This is a genomic window from Collinsella aerofaciens, from assembly GCF_039062365.1.
Lineage (GTDB): Bacteria > Actinomycetota > Coriobacteriia > Coriobacteriales > Coriobacteriaceae > Collinsella.
Genome location: NZ_JBCJBI010000021.1, coordinates 12,592 through 32,449, shown reverse-complemented (window position 1 = coordinate 32,449; position 19,858 = coordinate 12,592). Strand labels below are relative to the sequence as shown.

13 protein-coding genes and 1 tRNA gene are annotated in these 19,858 nt (G+C 59.1%); 10 read left to right on the top strand and 4 right to left on the bottom strand.

From position 1 onward, the window contains the following. Window positions 1-180 precede the first annotated feature (180 nt). The 8 genes from acpS to ABCN01_RS08975 all read left to right on the top strand — a co-directional run bounded on the left by acpS (window position 181) and on the right by ABCN01_RS08975 (window position 12,062). Window positions 181-720 (top strand): holo-ACP synthase, encoded by a 540-nt coding sequence (gene acpS, locus ABCN01_RS09010; protein WP_161144598.1) that lies wholly within the window; start codon window positions 181-183, stop codon window positions 718-720. Beyond that, window positions 721-2,337 (top strand): NAD(P)H-hydrate dehydratase, encoded by a 1,617-nt coding sequence (locus tag ABCN01_RS09005; RefSeq protein WP_161144597.1) that lies wholly within the window; start codon window positions 721-723, stop codon window positions 2,335-2,337. Between the two features lie 2 nt (window positions 2,338-2,339). Then, window positions 2,340-3,485, top strand: a complete 1,146-nt coding sequence (gene alr, locus ABCN01_RS09000; RefSeq protein WP_035137770.1) for an alanine racemase — start codon at window positions 2,340-2,342, stop codon at window positions 3,483-3,485. 8 nt (window positions 3,486-3,493) lie between these two features. Next, on the top strand, window positions 3,494-4,114 hold the full coding sequence (locus ABCN01_RS08995) for a uracil-DNA glycosylase (RefSeq protein ID WP_342996918.1): 621 nt from the start codon (window positions 3,494-3,496) through the stop codon (window positions 4,112-4,114). Window positions 4,115-4,126: 12 nt separating this feature from the next. Beyond that, complete coding sequence (gene tsaE / locus ABCN01_RS08990; protein ID WP_055310746.1) at window positions 4,127-4,633, top strand: tRNA (adenosine(37)-N6)-threonylcarbamoyltransferase complex ATPase subunit type 1 TsaE; 507 nt, start codon at window positions 4,127-4,129, stop codon at window positions 4,631-4,633. After that, window positions 4,620-7,004 (top strand): tRNA (adenosine(37)-N6)-threonylcarbamoyltransferase complex transferase subunit TsaD, encoded by a 2,385-nt coding sequence (gene tsaD / locus ABCN01_RS08985; RefSeq protein WP_342996919.1) that lies wholly within the window; start codon window positions 4,620-4,622, stop codon window positions 7,002-7,004. Before tsaE ends, tsaD begins: the two co-directional genes overlap by 14 nt. An 810-nt stretch (window positions 7,005-7,814) precedes the next feature. Then, window positions 7,815-9,704 (top strand): carbon starvation CstA family protein, encoded by a 1,890-nt coding sequence (locus ABCN01_RS08980; RefSeq protein ID WP_342996920.1) that lies wholly within the window; start codon window positions 7,815-7,817, stop codon window positions 9,702-9,704. Between the two features lie 183 nt (window positions 9,705-9,887). Then, entirely contained in the window at window positions 9,888-12,062 is a 2,175-nt protein-coding gene (locus ABCN01_RS08975) for a hypothetical protein (protein ID WP_342996921.1), read from the top strand. Window positions 12,063-12,478: 416 nt separating this feature from the next. Here the strand turns inward: ABCN01_RS08975 and ABCN01_RS08970 are convergent. The 4 genes from ABCN01_RS08970 to ABCN01_RS08955 all read right to left on the bottom strand — a co-directional run bounded on the left by ABCN01_RS08970 (window position 12,479) and on the right by ABCN01_RS08955 (window position 17,229). Continuing rightward, window positions 12,479-12,550 (bottom strand) — tRNA-Gln (locus ABCN01_RS08970). Between the two features lie 38 nt (window positions 12,551-12,588). Further along, window positions 12,589-13,494 (bottom strand): peptidoglycan-binding domain-containing protein, encoded by a 906-nt coding sequence (locus tag ABCN01_RS08965; protein WP_022094145.1) that lies wholly within the window; start codon window positions 13,492-13,494, stop codon window positions 12,589-12,591. 137 nt (window positions 13,495-13,631) lie between these two features. Further along, entirely contained in the window at window positions 13,632-14,645 is a 1,014-nt protein-coding gene (locus ABCN01_RS08960; RefSeq protein ID WP_342996922.1) for a polyprenyl synthetase family protein, read from the bottom strand. 130 nt (window positions 14,646-14,775) lie between these two features. After that, on the bottom strand, window positions 14,776-17,229 hold the full coding sequence (locus tag ABCN01_RS08955; RefSeq protein WP_342996923.1) for a PTS transporter subunit EIIC: 2,454 nt from the start codon (window positions 17,227-17,229) through the stop codon (window positions 14,776-14,778). Window positions 17,230-17,456: 227 nt separating this feature from the next. Here ABCN01_RS08955 and ABCN01_RS08950 point away from each other — a divergent pair, with 227 nt between their 5' ends. Together ABCN01_RS08950 and ABCN01_RS08945 are read left to right on the top strand one after the other, a co-directional pair. Beyond that, window positions 17,457-18,176, top strand: coding sequence for a GntR family transcriptional regulator (locus tag ABCN01_RS08950; RefSeq protein WP_195247228.1), 720 nt, complete (start codon window positions 17,457-17,459; stop codon window positions 18,174-18,176). Window positions 18,177-18,482: 306 nt separating this feature from the next. Then, window positions 18,483-19,799 (top strand): ABC transporter substrate-binding protein, encoded by a 1,317-nt coding sequence (locus ABCN01_RS08945; protein ID WP_342996924.1) that lies wholly within the window; start codon window positions 18,483-18,485, stop codon window positions 19,797-19,799. Window positions 19,800-19,858: the final 59 nt, after the last annotated feature.

Here is a 19,858-nt window from a genome sequence, read left to right as displayed (position 1 = left end):
CGCCTTTAGACGCGAGCCCGGGGCCCGTGGGTTATACCCTAAGAGCAAACCACCCTTTTTAAGGGTGGTTCTGATTTACGGGCTTTTGTCTCACATAGTAGCTGTGTTTTATAACCCTCGTTTGTCGCATCTTCTGTGAACGGGCTACAATAACTTAGTCTGTGCGATATGGAGGTGAACATGGCTGAAGCTGGTATCGGCGTTGATATCGTCGAGATTTCCCGGATGAAATCAATTCTTGAAAAGACGCCGTCGTTTGCTCGGCGTGTGTTTACCGAAGAAGAGCGTGCGTATTGCGATGTATCATCGCGTCCCGCTGCTCACTATGCGAGCCGCTTTGCTTCGCGCGAGGCGGTGCTTAAAGCTCTCGGCACGGGTTTTAGTCAAGGCGTGGGTCGCAAGGATGTTTCGGTAACGCGTGATAAACTCGGCAAACCGAAGGCGCTGCTTTCGGGCCGTGCACTCGAGATCGCTCATGAGCTGGGTGTTGTTGAGGTCGCTCTTTCCATTACGCTTACAGGAGACTTAGCCGTTGCGAATGCCATCGCGATTACCGAAGATGCTCGGCCTAAGCCAAAAGATGAAAAGGTGAGCACCAAGAAACGCGTAGCGCAGACATTTAAAGAGGCTCGCTCTGTTTTAGATGAGCTTGAGCAGCTGCAGAATTCAGCATTGACGGAGCACCTGGGCGATGCTTCGCAAGATACGCTAGGAGCATAGATGAAACCGGTTTTGAGTACCGAAGAAGTCGTTCGTCTCGAGGATATCATCGAACGCGAAGGGACTTCGAAGGCCGAGCTTATGGAGCTAGCGGGTGAGTTTGCCGCCAACGAGGTCTTGAAGCTCAATCCCGATCGGGTTCTCGTTCTGGTCGGTTTTGGTAATAATGGCGGCGACGGTTGGGTTGCCGCCGATATCCTGAGCCATAAGGGCGTGGACGTCGATATCGTTTCTCCGGTTGAGCCGGATGAGATTCCTGCTGCTCTGGCACGTCATGTTGCTCGTCGTACTGCCGGCCGCGATGTGCACGTTTGCGTTGGCCCCTCGCGTGACGAACTCGAGGTTTTGATCGATAAGGCCGATGTTGTTGTCGATGCCATTTTTGGTACCGGTTTCCATGGGAATCTGCGTGCGCCGTTCTCCATCTGGATTCCTACGGTCAATGAATGCGCCGATTGTGTCGTATCCATTGATGTCCCCTCGGGCCTGAATGCCGAGACGGGCGTTGTTGATGACGACTGCATTCGTGCCGAACATACGGTGACGATGATTGCGCCCAAGATTGGTCTGTATAGCGCTGATGGCCCTGAGTATGCTGGCGATTTGATCTGCGGCAATCTTTACGACCGTCTTGACGAGGTCATCGATGATGTCGACCACGCCGCCGAGATTGTCGAGCCCGGTGACTTAGTTGATTACTTTGCCCCACTACCTACGAATATCGATAAGTATTCCCGTGGCTCTGTGCTTATTGTCGCCGGATCTGCGCAATATCCTGGTGCTGCCATTATGGCGGCCAAGTCTGCAGCTCGCGCGGGTGCTGGTTACGTGGCAGTCGCGGCTCCTGACGCCTGCGCTAATCTTATTCGCATTGCACTTCCTTCGATTCCCGTCTTTGCTATTCCGTCTGATTCCCGCGGCTCCTTTGGCGCCGCTGCGCGCATGACGGTGTGCGAGATTGCAAAGAAGTACAGCTGCGTACTGTGCGGTCCCGGTATGACGACGTCTGCCGGCGCTATGCAGGTGGTTTCGGGCTTGCTCGAGCTTGATGTACCGCTTATTTTGGATGCCGATGCACTCAACTGCCTTGCTAAGATTGCCATTGACGGTATTGATAGTAACCCCGAGATGTATCGTCGCGAGCAGCCGTTGGTTATGACGCCGCACTATCGTGAGCTTTCGCGTCTGGTTGCCGGTGACGAGGTGAACGACCTTGGTACCGCGATTGCGGCCGCGCAGAAGGTTGTCTGGGCTGCAGGCTCCGACAACCTGGTTGTCATTGCCAAGGGGCCGACGACGGCTATCTGTGGTGTTGAGCGTGTGCTGCTGCCGCTCTCGGGTCCGGCTTCTCTGGCAACTGCCGGTTCGGGTGATGTTCTCGCGGGTATTTTGGCCGGCACGCTTGCCACCATGCGCGACGAGATGGATCGTTGGGAGTTGCTGTATTCGTACGCCGTCGCACTTCACAGCTATGCCGGTTTTGCCGCGGCGACGGAGTATGGTGAGAAGAGCGTCATCGCGACCGATCTTATCGACTTGATCGGTCCTGCCATGGAACTGGCGGCAAAGGATGCGCTCGAAGATCTGGGAATCATGGACGAAGGGTCGGATGACTAATCATGAATAAAGCCGATTTGACGCGCTGGTCCTGGGTCGAGATCGACCGCGGGGCGCTCCGTCGCAACACGAGGGCCTATAAGAATTTGCTGAATCCACGTCAGCGTCTGTGCTGCGTGGTTAAGGCCGATGCTTATGGTCATGGAGCTGTTGAGTGCGCCAAGATCATGTATTCGGCCGGTGCCGACATGTTTGCCGTGGCGACGGTTAACGAGGGCGTTGAGCTCCGACAGGGCGGGATTACGAAACCCATCCTCATCCTAAGCGAGCCGCCTATCGAGGCCATTCCGACGTTGCTCGAGTTTGATATCATGCCCTCGGTCTATACGTCTGACTTTGCTCTTGCGTATGGCGAATGTGCCGTCGCGGCGGGCAAAGTGGGCAAGTATCATCTCGCCATCGAGACGGGCATGAACCGCATAGGCGTACATTACACGCAGGTGCTTGACTTTGTCCGCGGTATTAATTTCCATCGCGGTATTCAGTGCGACGGCGTATTTACGCACTTCGCCACGGCCGATGAACCTTCGGGCTGGGACTACAAACTGCAGTGTCAGCGCTTTACCGAGGCCGTTCAGGCCATTAAGGATGCGGGCTTTGAGTGCGGTATCGTGCACTGCGCCAACACGCCGTCCTCGATGCTCGACCCTTCGATGCATTTTGATATGATTCGCGCCGGCGTTGGCTTGTATGGAATGCAGCCGTGCGAGCTGAGTGGCCGCGTGATGCAGCTTGATCCCGTTATGAGCGTCCATGCGCGTGTGACGCGCGTGGCACACCCTGCGATGGGTGAGGGCGTGGGCTACGGTTTTACCTACCGCGTACCGCGTACGCGCGTTCAGATCTGCACGCTGCCGATCGGTTATGCCGATGGCCTATCGCGTACGCTTTCCAATCGTATGGATGTGCTGTATCGCGGCGAGCGCGTGCATCAGGTTGGCAATATCTGCATGGACCAGTTTATGGTCGCCATTCAGTCCAACCCGGCACACGAGATTCCCGAGGCCGAGTATGGTGACGAGATGATTATTGTCGGCCGCGATGGCGATGCCGAGATCACTATGGACGAGATGGCCCGACTGCGCGGAACGATTAACTACGAGGTCGCCTGCGGCTTTGGCATGCGTCTCGACAAGGTCTACGTGTAGGAGCCGCTATGGGCGTCATGCACATCCCCGGCCATACTCATCAGGTGCCACGTGAGGTCGCACTCGAGGAAATCGAGGCCGTTCTGGGCGATTGTCACCTCTGCCAGCTCTACCAGTCGCGTCACAATATCGTGTTTGGCGTGGGAAACCCCCACGCCCGCGTGATGTTTATTGGTGAGGCGCCGGGCCGCAATGAGGATTTGCAGGGCGAGCCCTTTGTGGGGGCGGCAGGCGAGGACCTCAACGGCATTTTGTCGCTGGCGGGGCTCAAGCGCGAAGACGTCTACATTGCCAACGTGCTTAAGTGCCGCCCGCCGGGAAACCGCAATCCGCGTCCCGAGGAAGTGCTGGCTTGCTCGCCGTTTTTGCGTGAGCAGATTCGAAGCATCTGGCCCGATATTATCGTGACGCTCGGCAACCCCGCGACGCACTTTGTGCTTAAGACCGAGATTGGCATTACTAAGCTGCGCGGCAGGTTCCACCAGATGGGGCATTTTGTAGTAATGCCCACGTTCCATCCGGCAGCAGCGCTACGCAATCCGGCGTGGCAGGAACTGCTGGAGGAAGACTTTAAGATGCTGGGCGACTATCTGGAGCGACATCCCGCACCAGAGGACGCCTCGGAATAATAAGGAGCATATATGTCCCTGGAGCGCCTGGGGGTAGGTACTTACAAAACGACTTGCGCTGCCGATACGGAGTACTTTGGCGAGCTAATTGCACCGTGCCTTGAGGACGGCGATGTGCTCATCCTGACCGGTGGCCTGGGGGTGGGCAAAACTCACTTTACCAAGGGCGTCTCGCGCGGGCTGGGCGATGGGCATATGGTTACGAGCCCTACGTTTGCGCTCATGGCCGTTCACGATCAAGGCCGTATTCCGCTGTTTCACTTTGATCTATACCGCCTGGAGCATGCCTACGAGCTCGAGGATACGGGCATTTTCGATGTGCTGGGCTATGAGGGTGCTTGCCTGCTGGAATGGGGCGAACAATTCCAAGACGAGCTGACGGATGAGTATCTTTCGGTGACGCTCAAGCGTGATGAGGACGATAGCGATGTGCGAACGATAACGCTCGAGGCGCACGGTGACCGCGCAATGGAGCTTTCCCATTTGATTGATAAGGCTGTACAAGATGAGCTTGCATAACGACAACGCGCCGGTGGTGGCGCTCGATACCTCGACCGACATGCTTGCCTGCGCGGCAAGCTGGACTGATGGGCAGACGGGCGAGACGAAGCTCGCGAGTGGCGACCACATGTGTCGCCGTCACGCCAACGTTGAGCTCGTGAATACCGTTGATGGCGTGCTGGCTCAAGCCGGCCTGGATCGCAGCGATGTTGGTTGCTATGTGGTCGGCCTCGGCCCGGGGTCCTTTACGGGTGTGCGCATCGGCATCTCCACTGCCAAGGGCCTCGCGCGTGGTGCCAATGTTTCGCTGCTGGGCGTGTCGACGCTCGACGCTTGCGCTTGGACGGCGTGGAAGGCTGGCGTGCGCGGCAAGCTTGGTATCTTGGCCGACGCTATGCGCGGTGAGGTATATCCGGCGCTGTATATGCTGGTCGATGAGGGTCCCGAGCGTCAATTTGAGCGCGAACACGTGGTCAAGGCCGCCGTGGCGCTCGATGAGTGGCGCCGAGCAGCGGACTGGGACCAGGTTCAGCTGACCGGTGACGGTCTCGTGCGCTATGGCAAGCTGCTGGGTGAGGACGAGGCCGCACGCTGCGTGGAGCGCGACCTGTGGTGGCCTTCGGGCGAGGGCTTGCTGCTCGCGCACGCTGCGGGTGACGGCGATCCGGCTCGCGTCCTGCCGATTTACACGCGCCTTTCGGATGCCGAGGAAAATGAGCGCAAGCGTCTTGGTCTTGCCGAGAGTGCGCAGAGCGAAATTACGGGCGTTGCCGATGAGCTCGCCGGTCGTCATCTGCAGTTCCGTCCCATGGGCGCGGCGGATGCCGAGGGCGCGAGCGCGCTGGAGGCTGCCTGCTTTGAAGGTGCCGGACACGAGGCGTGGACGCCGGGCATGTTCCTGTCCGAACTGGGCGAGGACGTCGCTGCGCCGCGTAGTTGGTGGGTGGCACACGACGACGGCAAGCTGCTGGGCCTTGCCGGCGGTATGGTCGTGGACGGTGATGTGCAGATTCTGGATGTCGCCGTCGACCCGGCACATCGCCGTGAGGGCATTGCCCGCAAGCTGCTGTCGCATGTGAGCTATGATGCCCAGATGCTCGGCTGCACCACGGCTTCGCTCGAGGTCGAGGACGGCAACGAGGGAGCGATCGCGCTTTATAACGCTCTGGGCTTTACCGAGGCTGGCCGTCGCCGCGGTTACTACGGTGTTGGCAAAGATGCCATCGTCATGACGGCTTCGCTGCCCCTGGTGCTTCCGGTCGACAATGCTTCGCCCGAGCCGACGGCGGCAGAGCAGCGCGTATGGCCGCTGCCTGCGCCTAGGCGCTCCGAGGGGGAGCGTGCCGAAATTGAGCGCCGCCGCCTAGTGCTCGCTATCGAGAGTTCCTGTGACGAGACGGCCGTGGCGATTATCGATGCGGATGGCAATATGCTGGCCAACCAGGTGTCGACACAGATTGATTTCCATGCCCGCTTTGGCGGCGTGGTGCCCGAGATCGCCTCGCGCAAACACGTTGAGGTGATTGTGAGTGTCGTGGATGCGGCGCTCGAGGATGCCGCAGCATCGCTGGGCCTTACGGGCGGAGCCATTGCACCAAGTGAGCTTGCCGCCGTGGGCGTGACGCAGGGTCCGGGCCTGGTGGGCGCGCTCGTGGTTGGCGTCGCCTTCGCCAAGGGCTTTGCCTACGCTGCTGGCAAGTCGCTCGTATGCGTCAACCATCTGGAGGGGCACCTGTTTGCCAACTTGCTGGCGCAGCCCGACCTCAAGCCGCCTTTCATCTTCACGCTTGTCTCGGGCGGGCACACCATGCTCGTGCATGTGAAGGCATGGGGCGACTACGAGGTACTTGGTGAGACACTCGACGATGCTGTGGGCGAGGCCTTCGACAAGGTAGCCAAGGCGTTGGGTCTGGGCTATCCCGGTGGCCCCATCATCTCCAAGCTGGCCGAGACGGGTAATCCCCGCGCGATCGATTTTCCTCGCGCGCTTAACAGCAGGGGAGACTATCGTTTCTCGCTTTCGGGTCTTAAAACGGCCGTGACGCTCTACATCGAGCAAGAGACCAAGGCCGGGCGCACGATTCACCTGCCCGATCTGGCGGCTTCGTTTGAGGCAGCTGTCTTTGATGTGCAGTACAAGAAGGCCAAAAACGCACTGCACGCTACCGGATGCAAGGAATACTGCATCGGCGGCGGCGTCTCGGCCAACCCGCATCTGCGCGAGATGATGATCAAGAAGCTTGGGCGTCAGGGGATTCGCGTAACGGTGCCGCCTCTTTCGGCATGCACCGACAACGCTGCCATGATCGCGGAGGTCGCCCGCCGTAAATTCGACCGAGGTGAAATCTCGCCGTTCGACGTCGACGCCGATCCGAACATGACGCTGTAGCTGGTACGGCGCGGTCCCCGGACGGAGGGGCCGGATATAAGGTTTCCTGCTCTGCAGTCCTGCGCAAGACGAAGGTCACATTAAGTGGCCTTCTTTGCGTGCGGAACTCGCGATAAACCTTATATCCGGCCCCTCCGTCCGGGGACCTTTCTGTGTCGATATAGCTTCTGAGCTGGTTTGGCGTCGACAACGTCCAGCAAAGTTAACAAGCCAGTGTCGAATTTCCGGCGTTCTTTAGCTGAAAGAAAAAAGTTGGTGTGCGGAGCTTTGCTCCGCATTTGGGATGGGAGCCCCTGAGAGCCGCGGGAGCCGGGCGGCGCATATGAACTTTATCGCGAGTTCCGCACGCAAAGGAAAGCACTTAATGTGCTTTCCGTCTTGCGCAGGACTGTAGAGCAGGAAAGTTCATATGCGCCGCCCGGCTCCCGCGGCTCTCAGGGGCATCTCTCATGCAAAAACTGTCGTGGGGTAAAGTCCGAGGTCAGTGGCGTTTTATGCCGAGAAATTCAAAAAAAGTTGAAAATTCATTACATATTTGCGTTGACTTTAGGTAACTAAAGTTTCATACTCCTTTTCAACCACTGGGGGATGTGAACACGCACGGATCGTTCACATCATGATTGAAGAGGATTTCTTAGACATGTTCACGCATCAGCTAAACATTATCAGCGTAGTAATTATCTGATGCGGGTTAGCACATACAGCTAGCCCGTACGATAACGGGCGGCTGATAAAGATGAGGGCCGTCGAGCGCAACCGACGGCCCTCATTTTTTATGTCTAGGAAGTTCTTTTTAGAGGAGGAAATGTAATGAACGGAGTTTTGCTCATGGTTGTGGCCGCGGCGGTGCTCGCCTGCGGCTATCTGGGCTACGGCCGTTGGCTGGCCAACAAGTGGGGCGTTGACAAAGAGGCCCTCACGCCGGCCAAGCGCATGAAGGACGGCAAGAGCTTCTCGCCCGTCTCCGCCTTCACCGCGTTCTCGCACCAGTTCAGCTCGATCTGCGGTGCTGGCCCTGTTACGGGTACGATCGTCGCCATGGCCTTCGGCTGGCTTCCCGTCGTGCTCTGGGTCCTCGTCGGCGGCATCTTCCTTGGCGCCGTCCATGACTTTGGCGCTCTGTACGCCTCGATGAAGAACAACGGCAAGTCCCTGGCTCAGCTCATCGAGAAGTACATCGGCAAGACCGGCCGTCGCCTGTTCCTGCTGTTCTGCTGGCTGTTCTGCATCATCGTCATCGCCGCTTTCACCGACATGGTCTGCAAGACGTTCATGTTCACCCCGGCCGTTGACGCTTCTGGTGCTGCTACCGGTGCCATCGACTTCACCAAGTCCTATGCCGCCGGCTGCGCTGGTACCATCTCCATCCTGTTCACCTTCGTCGCTATCGCCTTTGGTTGGGCCCAGAAGAAGTTCAACCTCACCGGCGCTGCCGAGTTCGTCACCGGCGTGGTCCTCATGGTTCTCATGTTCGCCGTCGGTATGCAGTTCCCGCTCTACCTGGATAAGTTCCAGTGGTTCGCCGTCGTCATGGTCTACCTGGTCTTTGCTGGCACTATGCCCATCCAGATGCTCAAGACCCCGCGTGACTACCTCACTTCCATCATGATGATTGTCATGATCGTCTGCGCTGTCCTCGGCATCGTCGTCCTGGGCGTCAACGGTCAGGCCACTATCACCGCTCCGGTCTTCACCGGCTTCTCCACTGCCTCCGGCATGATGTTCCCGGTCCTGTTCGTCTCCGTCGCTTGCGGTGCTCTCTCCGGTTTCCACAGCCTCGTATCTTCGGGCACCTCTTCTAAGCAGGTCGAGAAGGAGCAGGACGCCGTCAAGGTCGGTTACGGCGCCATGATCGTCGAGTCCTTCGTCGGCATCCTTGCCATCATCGTCGCCGGCATCATGTTCTCCGACATGAACACCGCCGGTACCGGCGCCCTCAACGCCGGTGTCGCTTCCACCCCGTTCCAGATCTTCGCCGCTGGCATCTCCCGCGGTATGCAGGCCTTCGGTGTTGACGGCACGCTCGCTACCGTCTTCATGACCATGAACGTCTCCGCTCTGGCTCTGACCTCGCTCGACGCCGTCGCCCGCATCGCCCGCACCTCGTTCTCCGAGTTCTTTGCCCAGACCAACGATGCCCTGGCCATCGAGTCCAAGGCCGGCTACATGAAGGTCCTCGGCAACCCCTGGTTCGCCACGGTCGTCACCCTGCTTCCTGGTCTCGCCCTCGCTTTTGGTGGCTATGCCAACATCTGGCCGCTCTTTGGTGCTTCCAACCAGCTGCTCGGCGGCATGACCATGATCACCCTCGCCGTGTTCTGCAAGTGCACCGGCCGCAAGGGCTGGATGCTCTACGTGCCCGTCGTCTTCCTGCTCTGCTGCACCTTCACCTCGCTGGTCCAGAGCGCCATGGGCTGCATGACCGCCGTCCAGGCCTACGGCTTCTTCGGCACCATCCCGGCTACCGCCACCACGGCCGCCGTTTCCGTCGCCGCCACCAAGGGCCTGCAGCTCGTCTTTGCCGTCCTGCTGATGGTCCTGGGCCTCATCGTCGCCGTCAACTGCCTCAAGGAGTTCTTCGGCAAGGAGGCTGGCTCCATGCCTGATGAGGAGCCCGAGTGGTCCGAGATGGGCAAGGCCGAGTACGGTCGCGCCGCTGCCGCCGAGGCTCCCGCTGACGCCGAGGCCGCCAAGGCCTAGTCGGTCGGACGGGTTGAATCTCTCATCCATATGACTCGGAAAGACCGGGTCCGCAATCAAGCGGACTCGGTCTTTTTTCTTGCGAGAACGGGTGATGTAAGGGCGTTCTCGCAGATGTTTTGCGTGGATAGGCTCGCGCGTTGTACCATATGGACGTATATGTGTGCATATGAAAGGGGCTCCGTGGCCAAGACGGTATATTCCGATAACCAACAAAATGTCGATGCTTTGGCTGAGCGCCTGAGCAGCCAGACGTCGCTTTCTGCTGAGCGTGCCAAGCTGGTTGCCTACGACCTGCTTTGCCGCAAGGCGCTCAAGATTAAGTCGAGTGCGCTGGCGCAGATTTTCCGCTCCGTCGATAAAGAGTGCGACACCAAGGCGATGCGCGATGAGCTTATCGCGGCAAATATCGTGACCAAGATCGAGGGTAGCGGCATTAACGGGCGCCCGGCGTTCTATACCATCAATGCCGAGATCCGCGATGTCCAGGAGCAGCCTGCCGAGTCCGTCGAAGATTTTGTCGTCGAGGATTTCGCTGACGTGCCTGCTGTGGAAGAAGTTGCTCCGCGTGGGCATGTCGATACCGATGAGTTGCTCGATGAGAACGTCGTGCGTGCCTTTACGGCCAAGGCAGGACGCGGCGGTTTTGGCGGGGGTGGCAAGCGCGATGCACAGCGCCGCGCCCAGCAGGAGCGCTTCCGTCGCGCCGTTGCTCGAAAGGGCGAGATGGATGCCGAGGCTGTTGAGACCGAGGTTGCTGCCGAGTCGCAGAAGCCCACGAAGGATCAAAAGCCCGTGGAGGCCCAAGAGCCCAAGCGCCGTCGCGGTGCTCACTTTAAGGCTGCACAGCAGGATGCCGCGCGTGAGGTTGAAGAGTCTTCTGAGGTTGCAAACGATGTTGAGGAGTCTGCCAAGAAGGCCCCGGGTTCGTGTCGTCCTGGTCGCGGTTTTGCGGGACGCGCGTATCCCGTAAAGCGTCAGGAGAAGGGCGAGTCGGTTTCGACCACCCAGGACGAAAAGGCCGTTGAGCCGGCGGCTCGCGAGCAGAAGCCTGTTGAGCCGCAGCTTGAGGTTGATGCCGAGGCCAAGGGCCAGCAGCCTACTGATGGGCGGACGGAGCAGGGCGCGTCGAGCAAGCCTCGCCGCCGTCGCCATCGTGGGGGCCGCAGTTCCCATGCCGAGACTGCAACCGAGAAGACCACGCCGCAGAACGAGGATGCGAAGGCCGAGGTTTCTTCGGGGCAGCCTAAGCGCCAGCCGGCGAAGGAGAGCAAGTCCGTTCGTCCGCAGAAGCAGGCGTCTATGCCGAAGCACGAGCGCAATTCCCGAGGCGATTCTAAGCGCAAGTCTCAGAAGAAGCCGGAGTCTGCCGCAGCAGATACTGCTGCCCAGCAGCCCAAGTCGTCCGTCCACGGCGAGGTCTCGGCGTTTGCCCTTGCCCGCGTTTTAGGCAGGCAGCTGCTCAAGGTTGTCCCTACGCCTACGGCGCTCTCTAAGATCAAGGAGCAGCAGACACAGATCGTAAAGGTCGAGGGCAAGGACGGCAAAAAGGCTCCGCAGCGCACTCAGCATAACGAGATGTCCAACCGCAAGATTGCCGAGGAAATCGCAATCATCCAGGCTTGGATCGAGCAGAACCGAGGTGCCGATACGCCGGTTGCCTCGCGCCGCCAGCGTGCCTACCAGATCTTTAACGACGAGAAGGCTTTTGACGGCAAGCACGGTGAGCGCCTGATCAGGCGTATGACCGAAAAGGGCATCAGCATGCAGGCGATCAAGGTCGCCCCCAATCGCCCCGTGCACTTTACGGGCTTCTTTACGCTGGGAGCCGACAAGCCGTTCATTATGGTCGAGAACCTGGACACCTACGACGAGATCGTCAAGCTGCTGCGTGGCCGCAAGCACGCCAAGCTCTTTGGCATCAAGGTGGGCGGCGTGATTTTTGGCGGCGGTTGCAAGGCGAGCGTCTCGCATGCCCTGGACGATTATCTGGCCGAGATTGGCTATCGCTTTAACTACGTCTACTACGTGGGCGATATCGATCGCGAGGGCGCGCGCATCGTCGAGCAGACTCGCAATGCCAATGTGGTTGAGATTCGCCTGCATGCCGGCATGTATCGCGCCATGCTCGCCGAGCATAAGCGTCGCGTGAAGGCCGGCGGAGAGTGCGAGCCCGCGGCTGCCAACCAGGGTGTGCCGCAGAACCTGGCGGCGACGATCAAAGATCTGCCCATGGTCACGCGCGTGCAGTTCCGCAATGTGCTGCGCGAGGGCGGGCGCATTCCGCAGGAGATTCTGATGACCGCCGACTATCGGGATGGCGACTCGGGAAGCTTCGACCGCATGCTGAACAACTAGATTCCGCCGGCCCCGGGAGAGCGGGGACACCGGCTTAGGTTTCCTGCTCTACAGTCCTGCTCACGACGGAGGCCACATTAAGTGGCCTCCTGTTCGTGTGGAACTCGCGATAAACCTAAGCCGGTGTCCCCGCTCTCCCGGGGCCTGTGGTTACTTGGTTGTTGCATGCGGCTCGCTTTTCGGAACAGGGCTGATATTTCTTGATGCGGGGAGCCCTCGGCTGATATGGGACGGAGGGATTCCGCGTCCGCCTGCCGGCGGCCGCGCCCCGCTGCGTCGCTTCGCTCCTTGCGTGCTGCGCTGGAAAACGCTTCGCGTTTCCTCAGCTCCGCACCCTTGCGGGTTCGAATTCCTCCGCTTGCCCACAAGAAAGCGCTCCAGGTTCATAAGGGCCTGGAGCGCTGTGTTCTTAAGGGCTGGGACGGAGGGATTCGAACCCCCAACAGCCGGCACCAAAAACCGGAGTTCTACCGTTGAACTACGTCCCAATGTGTGGTGTTGCCCAAAAGCAACCCGTTTAGTTTACCTAATCTGCGAGGGCATCGCAAACGCCGTCGAGCAGGCGTACGGCGAGTGTCTGCGCGTCGCTGGCCGTGAAGGTGCCGTTGTAGCGCGTCATGCCCGTGAGCTCAATGCGAATGCGAGCCGGCTTCTGCTGCGCGGCGACATTGGCAGTGCGGATGCGCTGGGCCAGGTTGTGGCACTCGGCGAGGGCAATCGTGGCGCGCGGTGCGGCGTCGGCGGGCAGCTCGTCGCTTGCGATCTCGAGCACCAGGTCAACGTCGGTTGGGACCTCGGAGTCGCAGAGCATCATGCCGCTGTTGTCGGTCGTTGCCGTGGCGATATTCCACATGCGCGACGCGACACTGCGTGCGATGGGGTCCTCGCCGATAACGGCAATCTGGAAGCGCTCGAGCACGTTGGCGGCGCGAGCAAAACCGATGCGGGACTCGGCTTCGGTGACCGAGGGCTTGCCCTCCCACACATGGTGCAGGCGGTTGATGTAGGCGTAGGTGTCCTGGAAGGCCATGCCGTCGGCAAACAGGCCGACGTTTTCCTGGAACTGCTGCAGGGCGGCCTCGGTATGCGGACCAAAGTAGCCGTCGTCTTCGCCACAGGCAAAGCCCAAAACGTTGAGAGCGCGCTGCAGGGCCTGCACATCGGCGCCATGGAAATTGGGCATGCGCAGATAGAGGGTGCGGTCGCCCAGCTTATACGAAGCGTCTACAAGGGCGCTCCAACAGGGGATATCGACGGCATGACCGGCAGCAAGGCCGCTGTCGAGCCTGAAGGTGCTGACGGCCTGCTCAGTGGTGGCTCCAAAGTACTTGTCGGTGACTTCGGCGGCATCAATCGTGTAGCCGAGCTGCAGGAGACGAGACTGCACGTCCTCGACGGCTGCTCCTTGCATGCCCGTTGTAATAGGTTCCATGAACGAACCCCTTTCGGCGTACCATTCGTACTATTTGAGCGTCGGTCGGATAGACAACGCAAAGGGATGCATAAACATGCACTCAACAGTGTAGCAAGTTGTACCCAAATACGCTGCTGACAGGTTTTATAACCCCGCTAGTTAAGGCGCTCCACAAAGAAATCTGCCATGGAGAGGAACAGCTCGCGTGCGTGCGGATCAAGCTCAACGTTCTCGATGGCCGCTTTGGCTTTGGCGGTCAGGTTGAGCGCGTAGTTGTGGGCGAAATCGACAGAGCCGGCCTGCTGGAAGATCTCCACAGCACGTGCGAGTTGCGCGGGGTCCTCGGTGCCCGAGGAAAGGATTGCCTCGACCTCGTCGTGATAACGCTCGTCTGACAGGGCGTGCACGGCGACGAGGGTGCGCTTGCCCTCGGTGATGTCGGTGCGGAAGTCCTTGTTGGCGGCCTCTTTGGTGCCGATCAAGTTGAGCAGATCATCTTGGATCTGGAAGGCAAGGCCCGTGTGCAGGCCGAAGGCGCGCAGTGCCTCAATCTGCTCCTCGCTGCCACCGCCGATAATGGCTCCGGCGGCAAGTGGCGTAGCTCCGCTGTAGTACGCGGTCTTGTGTGTCGCCATATCCAGATAATCGTCGACCGAGATGTCAAAGCGCCCGTCGCGGACCCAGCCCAAGTCGAGCGCCTGGCCCTCGATGGTTCGGACGATCATCTCGGTGAGCTCGTGGAGCACGCGGAGTTTCACGTCTGCCTCGAGCGTGGGGTCGTCGAGAACCGTCTTGGTGACCATGGTGAGCGCTAGGTCGCCGCAGTTGATGGCAAGCCCCGTGCCCTCGGTGAGGTGCATGCAGGGCTTGCCGCGGCGCAGCTGACCGTTGTCGGCGATGTCGTCATGGATAAGCGCTCCCGATTGAAAGTGCTCGATAGCTGCCGCGGCGCTGCGGGCGCTCTCGAAGCTGCCGCCCACTGCGGTGGCGGCGAGCATGCAGATGAGCGGACGGTGGCGCTTGCCGGCATTGGCGGTAAACGCCGAAAGCGGGGCGTACAGATAGCGCTCGATATCGGCGGAGGTCGCCTGTCCGTCAAAGAACGTGGCCAGATAGTCGTTGATCTGGTCAAAGTGCTGGGCTAAAAAGCTGGTAAACGGACTGGACACAGGCTCTCGCATTCTTTCTGAAGGTCACATTGATGCAATATGCAGACAACATATTGCCACATTGGGGTGCTAGGCGCGGCGGGCGAAGGCAATTGGACCCGCAGGCGTAAAGCGCGGCGGAAGACGACGGCTAGATAAGCCCGAAGTGCTCGAGTGCCGTGACGACGCCATCATGATCGATAGAATCGGTCACATAGTCCGCCTTCTCCTTAAGGAAGTCCGGTGCGTTGCCCATGGCGATGCCAACATCGACCGTTTCCATAAGGGCGACGTCGTTGCTCGCATCGCCGATGCCGTACACGGTGCCGTGGTTTGGCCCCAGGGCGTCAAGCACAGCCTGGATGCCGGTTCGCTTGGTGCACTCGCGGGGGGAGATTTCGGTCACCTCGAGCTCGAGTTCGTTAAAGCAGAGCAGCGGCTCGATCTCTTTATCCTGGGCGATGCGGTTGGCGAGCTTCGTAGACATGAGGATCTTGTAGGCGCTGTAATGCTTGAGCTTTGTGACGGCATCGCCTACGGTACGGGCGTATCCGTACGTCTCGGGGGCGTCCGCGCTCATGCGCACGACGCGATCAAGACCTTCAAAGCGAATCACCTCGTCCGATTGCTCAAGATACGGGGCGAGGCGTTGCAGCAAGCCGGGGCTCATGGCTGCATTTCGCACAACGCGTCCGTCGAGTTCGACGTAGCCTCCCGCCAAGCAGACAATTCCTGCCCACGGCAGCTCGAGTAGCTTGGGATGAATGCAGCTCAGTGTGCGTCCCGTGCAGATGAATGCCATGTTGTCGTTGGCGACAAACTCGCGGATGGCCTGCGAGACCGCTTCATTGGGATAGGGGGACAGATCGCGCTCGTCTTCGGGAAGCTCCTGGGCAAGTCTGGGATCTTGCCAGGCGAGCGTACCGTCGATGTCGAAGAAGCAGACATTGCCATGCTTTTTGGTGGCGTCGGCGGCATGAGAAGGCGAGGCGGCGAATGCAAACCCCGGTTCGAGTCCCATAATCTGATCAAAGTGCTCTTTGACGCGGGGAACCGAGATGCCGATGATCACCTGGGCGGTTTTGTCGGTGACGATGAGGCCTTTGGCGCCTGCTGCGACAAAGGTCGCATTGTCCGCGACGATGGAGGGGTCCACGACTTCGACGCGCAGCCGCGTGGCGCAGTTGGTTGCGCCCACAATGTTGGAGACGCCGCCCAGAAGCGTCACAACCTGCTCGGCGAGCAGATGATCTTGTGAAGCCTGGTCGTCGGAAGCGCCGGTTTTGGATGTGCGCTTTGCGTCAACGTCGTCTCCCGTCAAGCGCGAGAGCGCCGCGTTGCTGGCGATGTGGTCCTCGCGTCCCGGGGTTTTAAGGTCAAAGATCAGGATAAGACCTCGAAAGCTCAGAAAGAAGATGACGCTAAAGATGAGTCCGATTCCGAGTGCCAAAAGGTAGGAGCCGGCATGCGTCCGCATGAGCGGGATAAAGTTGAAGGCAGCCATTTCCATAAAACCGCCCGAGAAGATGCCGACGACGCCAAAGAAGTTCATGGCCATGGCGAGGCAGGAAGATAGGACGGCATAGAGCAAAAAGAGTCCGGGATAGGTGAACATAAAGAGAAACTCGAGCGGTTCGGTGACGCCGCAGACCACTGAGGCAACAATGGCGGGAACCAGGATGACCTTGAGGGCAGCGCGGCGCTCGGGCTTTGCGGTGGAGTAGAACGCAGCCGCGATGGCAGGAAGGCCAAAGAGCTTGACCCAGCCGGTGGCGGTAAAACCGGCCCACGGCGCAAGCTCATTGAGGGGGCGCGTGCTATGGGAGAGAATGGGGAGCAAATTGGTCCACGTGGCGTAGATGCCGTCGTTAATGACCAGGTTGTCGTAGTAGATCGGCATGTAGAGCAGGTGGTGCAGCCCCATGGGCTCGAGTGCTCGTTCTAAAAAGACAAAGATGCCTACGCCAAAGGGGCCGACGCCCACAAGTGCGTGGCGCAGCGTTTCGGTCGCTGCGTATACGAAGGGCACGATGGCGGCCGAGATGGCGGCAAGGGCGAACACGGCAAAAAAGCTGATGAAGTAGACCAGCGAGGAGCCCGAGAAGGTACCGAGCCAATCGGGAACCTTGGCATCGTAGAAGCGGTCATGGATGGCGACGACGGTTGCCGACACCGCCAGCGGGCCGATAATGCCGGTGTCGAGTGTCTTGATGCCGTCGATGATGGTGATGCCGCTAGCGGAGGTCAAAGACGATGGGTACTTAAGTCCAAGGTTGTCTCCGCTCAGCTTGATGATCTCGCTCAAAAAGAAGCAATAGGCAAAATAGGCCACGAGCGCCTCGAGGCAACAACGTGCCGGTTGCTTTTGGGCAAGGCCGATGGGCAGCGCTACGGCAAAAAGGAGCGGAAGTCGTTTAAAGACCGTCCACGAACCACGCTGGATGATAGTCCAAAAAACGTACCAAGGGGTTCCGTATACGGCGAGGTCGCCGACGATATCCGCAGACGTTGCGAGGGCGGAGACGCCGACCATAAGGCCCGATATGGAAAACAACATGGCGGGCGCGAACATTGCCCCGCCAAAGCGTTGGATTTTTTGCAGCATGTTCTGCCTCCCGAATATCGAGGCGCGTTGCGCGTGGTGAAACGTTTAAACAATGGATTCATTGTAGAGGACCAGACGATTGTCGTACCGGCAGTTTTGAGCGAAACCGGTTTGGGCGCGACAGAAACCGTCAACGGTTAAATCCTGTCGCTTTGCCGATAATCGGTTTAAACAACTTCAAGAAATGCTATCGTGCCTAGCCATACATATTCATTAGAGGTGAAGTCATGCCAAAAGCGATTTACGAAGGAATCTACCGCGAGATCCGTTCGCGCATCATTAACGGGACTTATGCGTTTCAGGAGATGCTGCCAACCGAAGCCGAGCTGACCGCGGAGTTTGGCTGCACGCGCAATACCGTTCGACGCGCCTTGAGCATGCTGGCCGACCAGATGTTTGTGCAGCCTATACACGGCAAGGGCGTGCGCGTTATTTGGCTCAAGGGCGAAACCGACATGCTGGGCGCACTCGAGGAAGTCGAGTCGTTTGGCGAATTTGCAAAGCGCAACAATGCCGTTGCATCGACGGACGTTAAGTCTTTTGAACATTTGATTTGCACCGAGCAACTCTCTCGTCGCCTGGGCTTTAAGGTGGGCGAGGAGTTGATTCGCGTGGTGCGTGTCCGAAGCCTTAACGGCAATGCGCGCCAAGTAGACCATGGTTACTTTTTGGAGTCAATCGCCAAGGGCCTGACGCCCGAGATCGCCGCAAAGTCAATTTACGACTATCTGGAGCACAAACGCGGCGTCAAGGTGATGGCGAGTCGCCGTACAGTGAGCGTCGAGCTTGCCAACGATGAGGACTGCAGCTATCTTGACCTCGGCAAATACAACTGCGTTGCCGTCATGGAGAGCCAGTCGTACACCTCGGACGGCATCTTGTTCGAGGTCACGCATGCCCGCACGCATCCCGAGATCTTCCACTACCGCGTCAACTCCAAGCGATAGCCGGCTAGCTCGCAGCCTGACGAGACCCATGCCCTCAAAGCGAAAGCGCCCGGTCAAACCGACGATGCATCGGTTTGACCGGGCGCTTTCTCTGCATTCGATAACAAATAATTGTTTATACAAAACTTGTCAAGTATCAAGTTGAAATTACCGTTCACCGAAGTTTTTCTACCGCTCTAGTAATACTTGTTCAAACAACTAGCCAAATAGCGTATCGTTCAAATCAGCAAAAGGGGCAAAGTCCCCGAGCCAATCTCCGAAGGCGGCGGCAAAGGGTGCCGCCACGGTGTGAAAGGGTGGATTGTAATGAAGAACGAAATGAGCAGAAGGCAGTTCCTGGGCTTTGCTGGTTCCGCGGCTGCGGTTCTTGGTCTGGGTCTCGTGGGCTGCGGTGGCTCCGCCGGCTCCGGCTCCTCTGCTTCTGGTGACGCTGCCGAGGTCTACTTCCTCCAATTCAAGCCCGAGGTCGACAAGGAGTGGAAGGAGATCGCCAAGGCGTACAAGGAGGAGAAGGGCGTCGAGGTCAAGATCGTGACCGCCGCCTCCAACACCTACGAGGAGAAGCTCAAGTCCGAGATGTCCAAGAGCTCCGCTCCGACCCTGTTCCAGGTCAACGGCCCCACCGGTCTTAAGAACTGGAAGGATTACTGCGCCGACCTGTCCGACACCAAGCTCCGCGGTGAGCTCATTGACGACTCCTTGGCTCTGCAGTCCGATGGCAAGGATCTGGGTATCGACTGGGTCCAGGAGAGCTACGGCATCATCTACAACAAGCAGCTGCTCGAGAAGGCTGGCTACAAGGCCGAGGACATCAACTCCTTCGACAAGCTGAAGGCTTGCGCTGACGACATTCAGGCCCGCAAGGACGAGCTTGGCGTTGAGGGCGCCTTCACTTCCGCCGGCATGGATGACTCCTCCAGCTGGCGTTACACCACCCACCTCGCCAACCTCCCGCTCTACTACGAGTTCGAGAAGGAGCACAACCAGGAGGACGACGAGATCAAGGGCGAGTATCTCGACAACTTCAAGCAGATCTTCGACCTGTACATCACCGACTCCACCTGCGATCCTTCGCAGCTTGCCTCCAAGACCGGTGACGACGCCACCAACGAGTTCGCAACCGGCAAGGCCGTCTTCTATCAGAACGGCTCTTGGGCCTACGCTGACCTCACCAAGGCCGGTATGACCGACGACCAGCTCGGCATGCTGCCGATCTACATCGGCGTCGACGGCGAGGAGAACCAAGGCCTGTGCTCCGGCGGCGAGAACTACTGGTGCGTGAGCTCCCAGGCTTCCGAGGATGCTCAGAAGGCCACCGAGGACTTCATGTATTGGTGCGTCACTTCTGACACCGCCACCAGCATCATCGCTGACAAGATGGGTCTGACTGCCCCGTTCAAGAGCGCCAAGGAAACCACCAACGTCTTCTCGCAGCAGGCCGTTGCCATGGCCAAGGACGGCAAGAAGACCGTCGCTTGGGACTTCGTCTACATTCCCTCCGAGGAGTGGAAGAAGAACCTCAAGCAGGCTCTGATCGCCTATGCTGCCGACAACAGCAAGTGGGACGGCGTCAAGAACGCCTTCGTCGATGGCTGGAAGACCGAGAAGGCTGCTTCCGAGTAAGCAGTTGCTGCCCAAGCTATCTGATTAGCGACAGGGGGCGGGCAGACGTAGGTTTGCCC

Bases quoted from the DNA above. Each gene is read 5' to 3' on its own strand.
- acpS (WP_161144598.1), top strand. From the start codon at position 181: ATGGCTGAAGCTGGTATCGGCGTTGATATCGTCGAGATTTCCCGGATG.
- ABCN01_RS09005 (WP_161144597.1), top strand. From the start codon at position 721: ATGAAACCGGTTTTGAGTACCGAAGAAGTCGTTCGTCTCGAGGATATC.
- alr (WP_035137770.1), top strand. From the start codon at position 2,340: ATGAATAAAGCCGATTTGACGCGCTGGTCCTGGGTCGAGATCGACCGC.
- ABCN01_RS08995 (WP_342996918.1), top strand. From the start codon at position 3,494: ATGGGCGTCATGCACATCCCCGGCCATACTCATCAGGTGCCACGTGAG.
- tsaE (WP_055310746.1), top strand. From the start codon at position 4,127: ATGTCCCTGGAGCGCCTGGGGGTAGGTACTTACAAAACGACTTGCGCT.
- tsaD (WP_342996919.1), top strand. From the start codon at position 4,620: ATGAGCTTGCATAACGACAACGCGCCGGTGGTGGCGCTCGATACCTCG.
- ABCN01_RS08980 (WP_342996920.1), top strand. From the start codon at position 7,815: ATGAACGGAGTTTTGCTCATGGTTGTGGCCGCGGCGGTGCTCGCCTGC.
- ABCN01_RS08965 (WP_022094145.1), bottom strand. From the start codon at position 13,494: ATGGAACCTATTACAACGGGCATGCAAGGAGCAGCCGTCGAGGACGTG.
- ABCN01_RS08955 (WP_342996923.1), bottom strand. From the start codon at position 17,229: ATGCTGCAAAAAATCCAACGCTTTGGCGGGGCAATGTTCGCGCCCGCC.
- ABCN01_RS08950 (WP_195247228.1), top strand. From the start codon at position 17,457: ATGCCAAAAGCGATTTACGAAGGAATCTACCGCGAGATCCGTTCGCGC.
- ABCN01_RS08945 (WP_342996924.1), top strand. From the start codon at position 18,483: ATGAAGAACGAAATGAGCAGAAGGCAGTTCCTGGGCTTTGCTGGTTCC.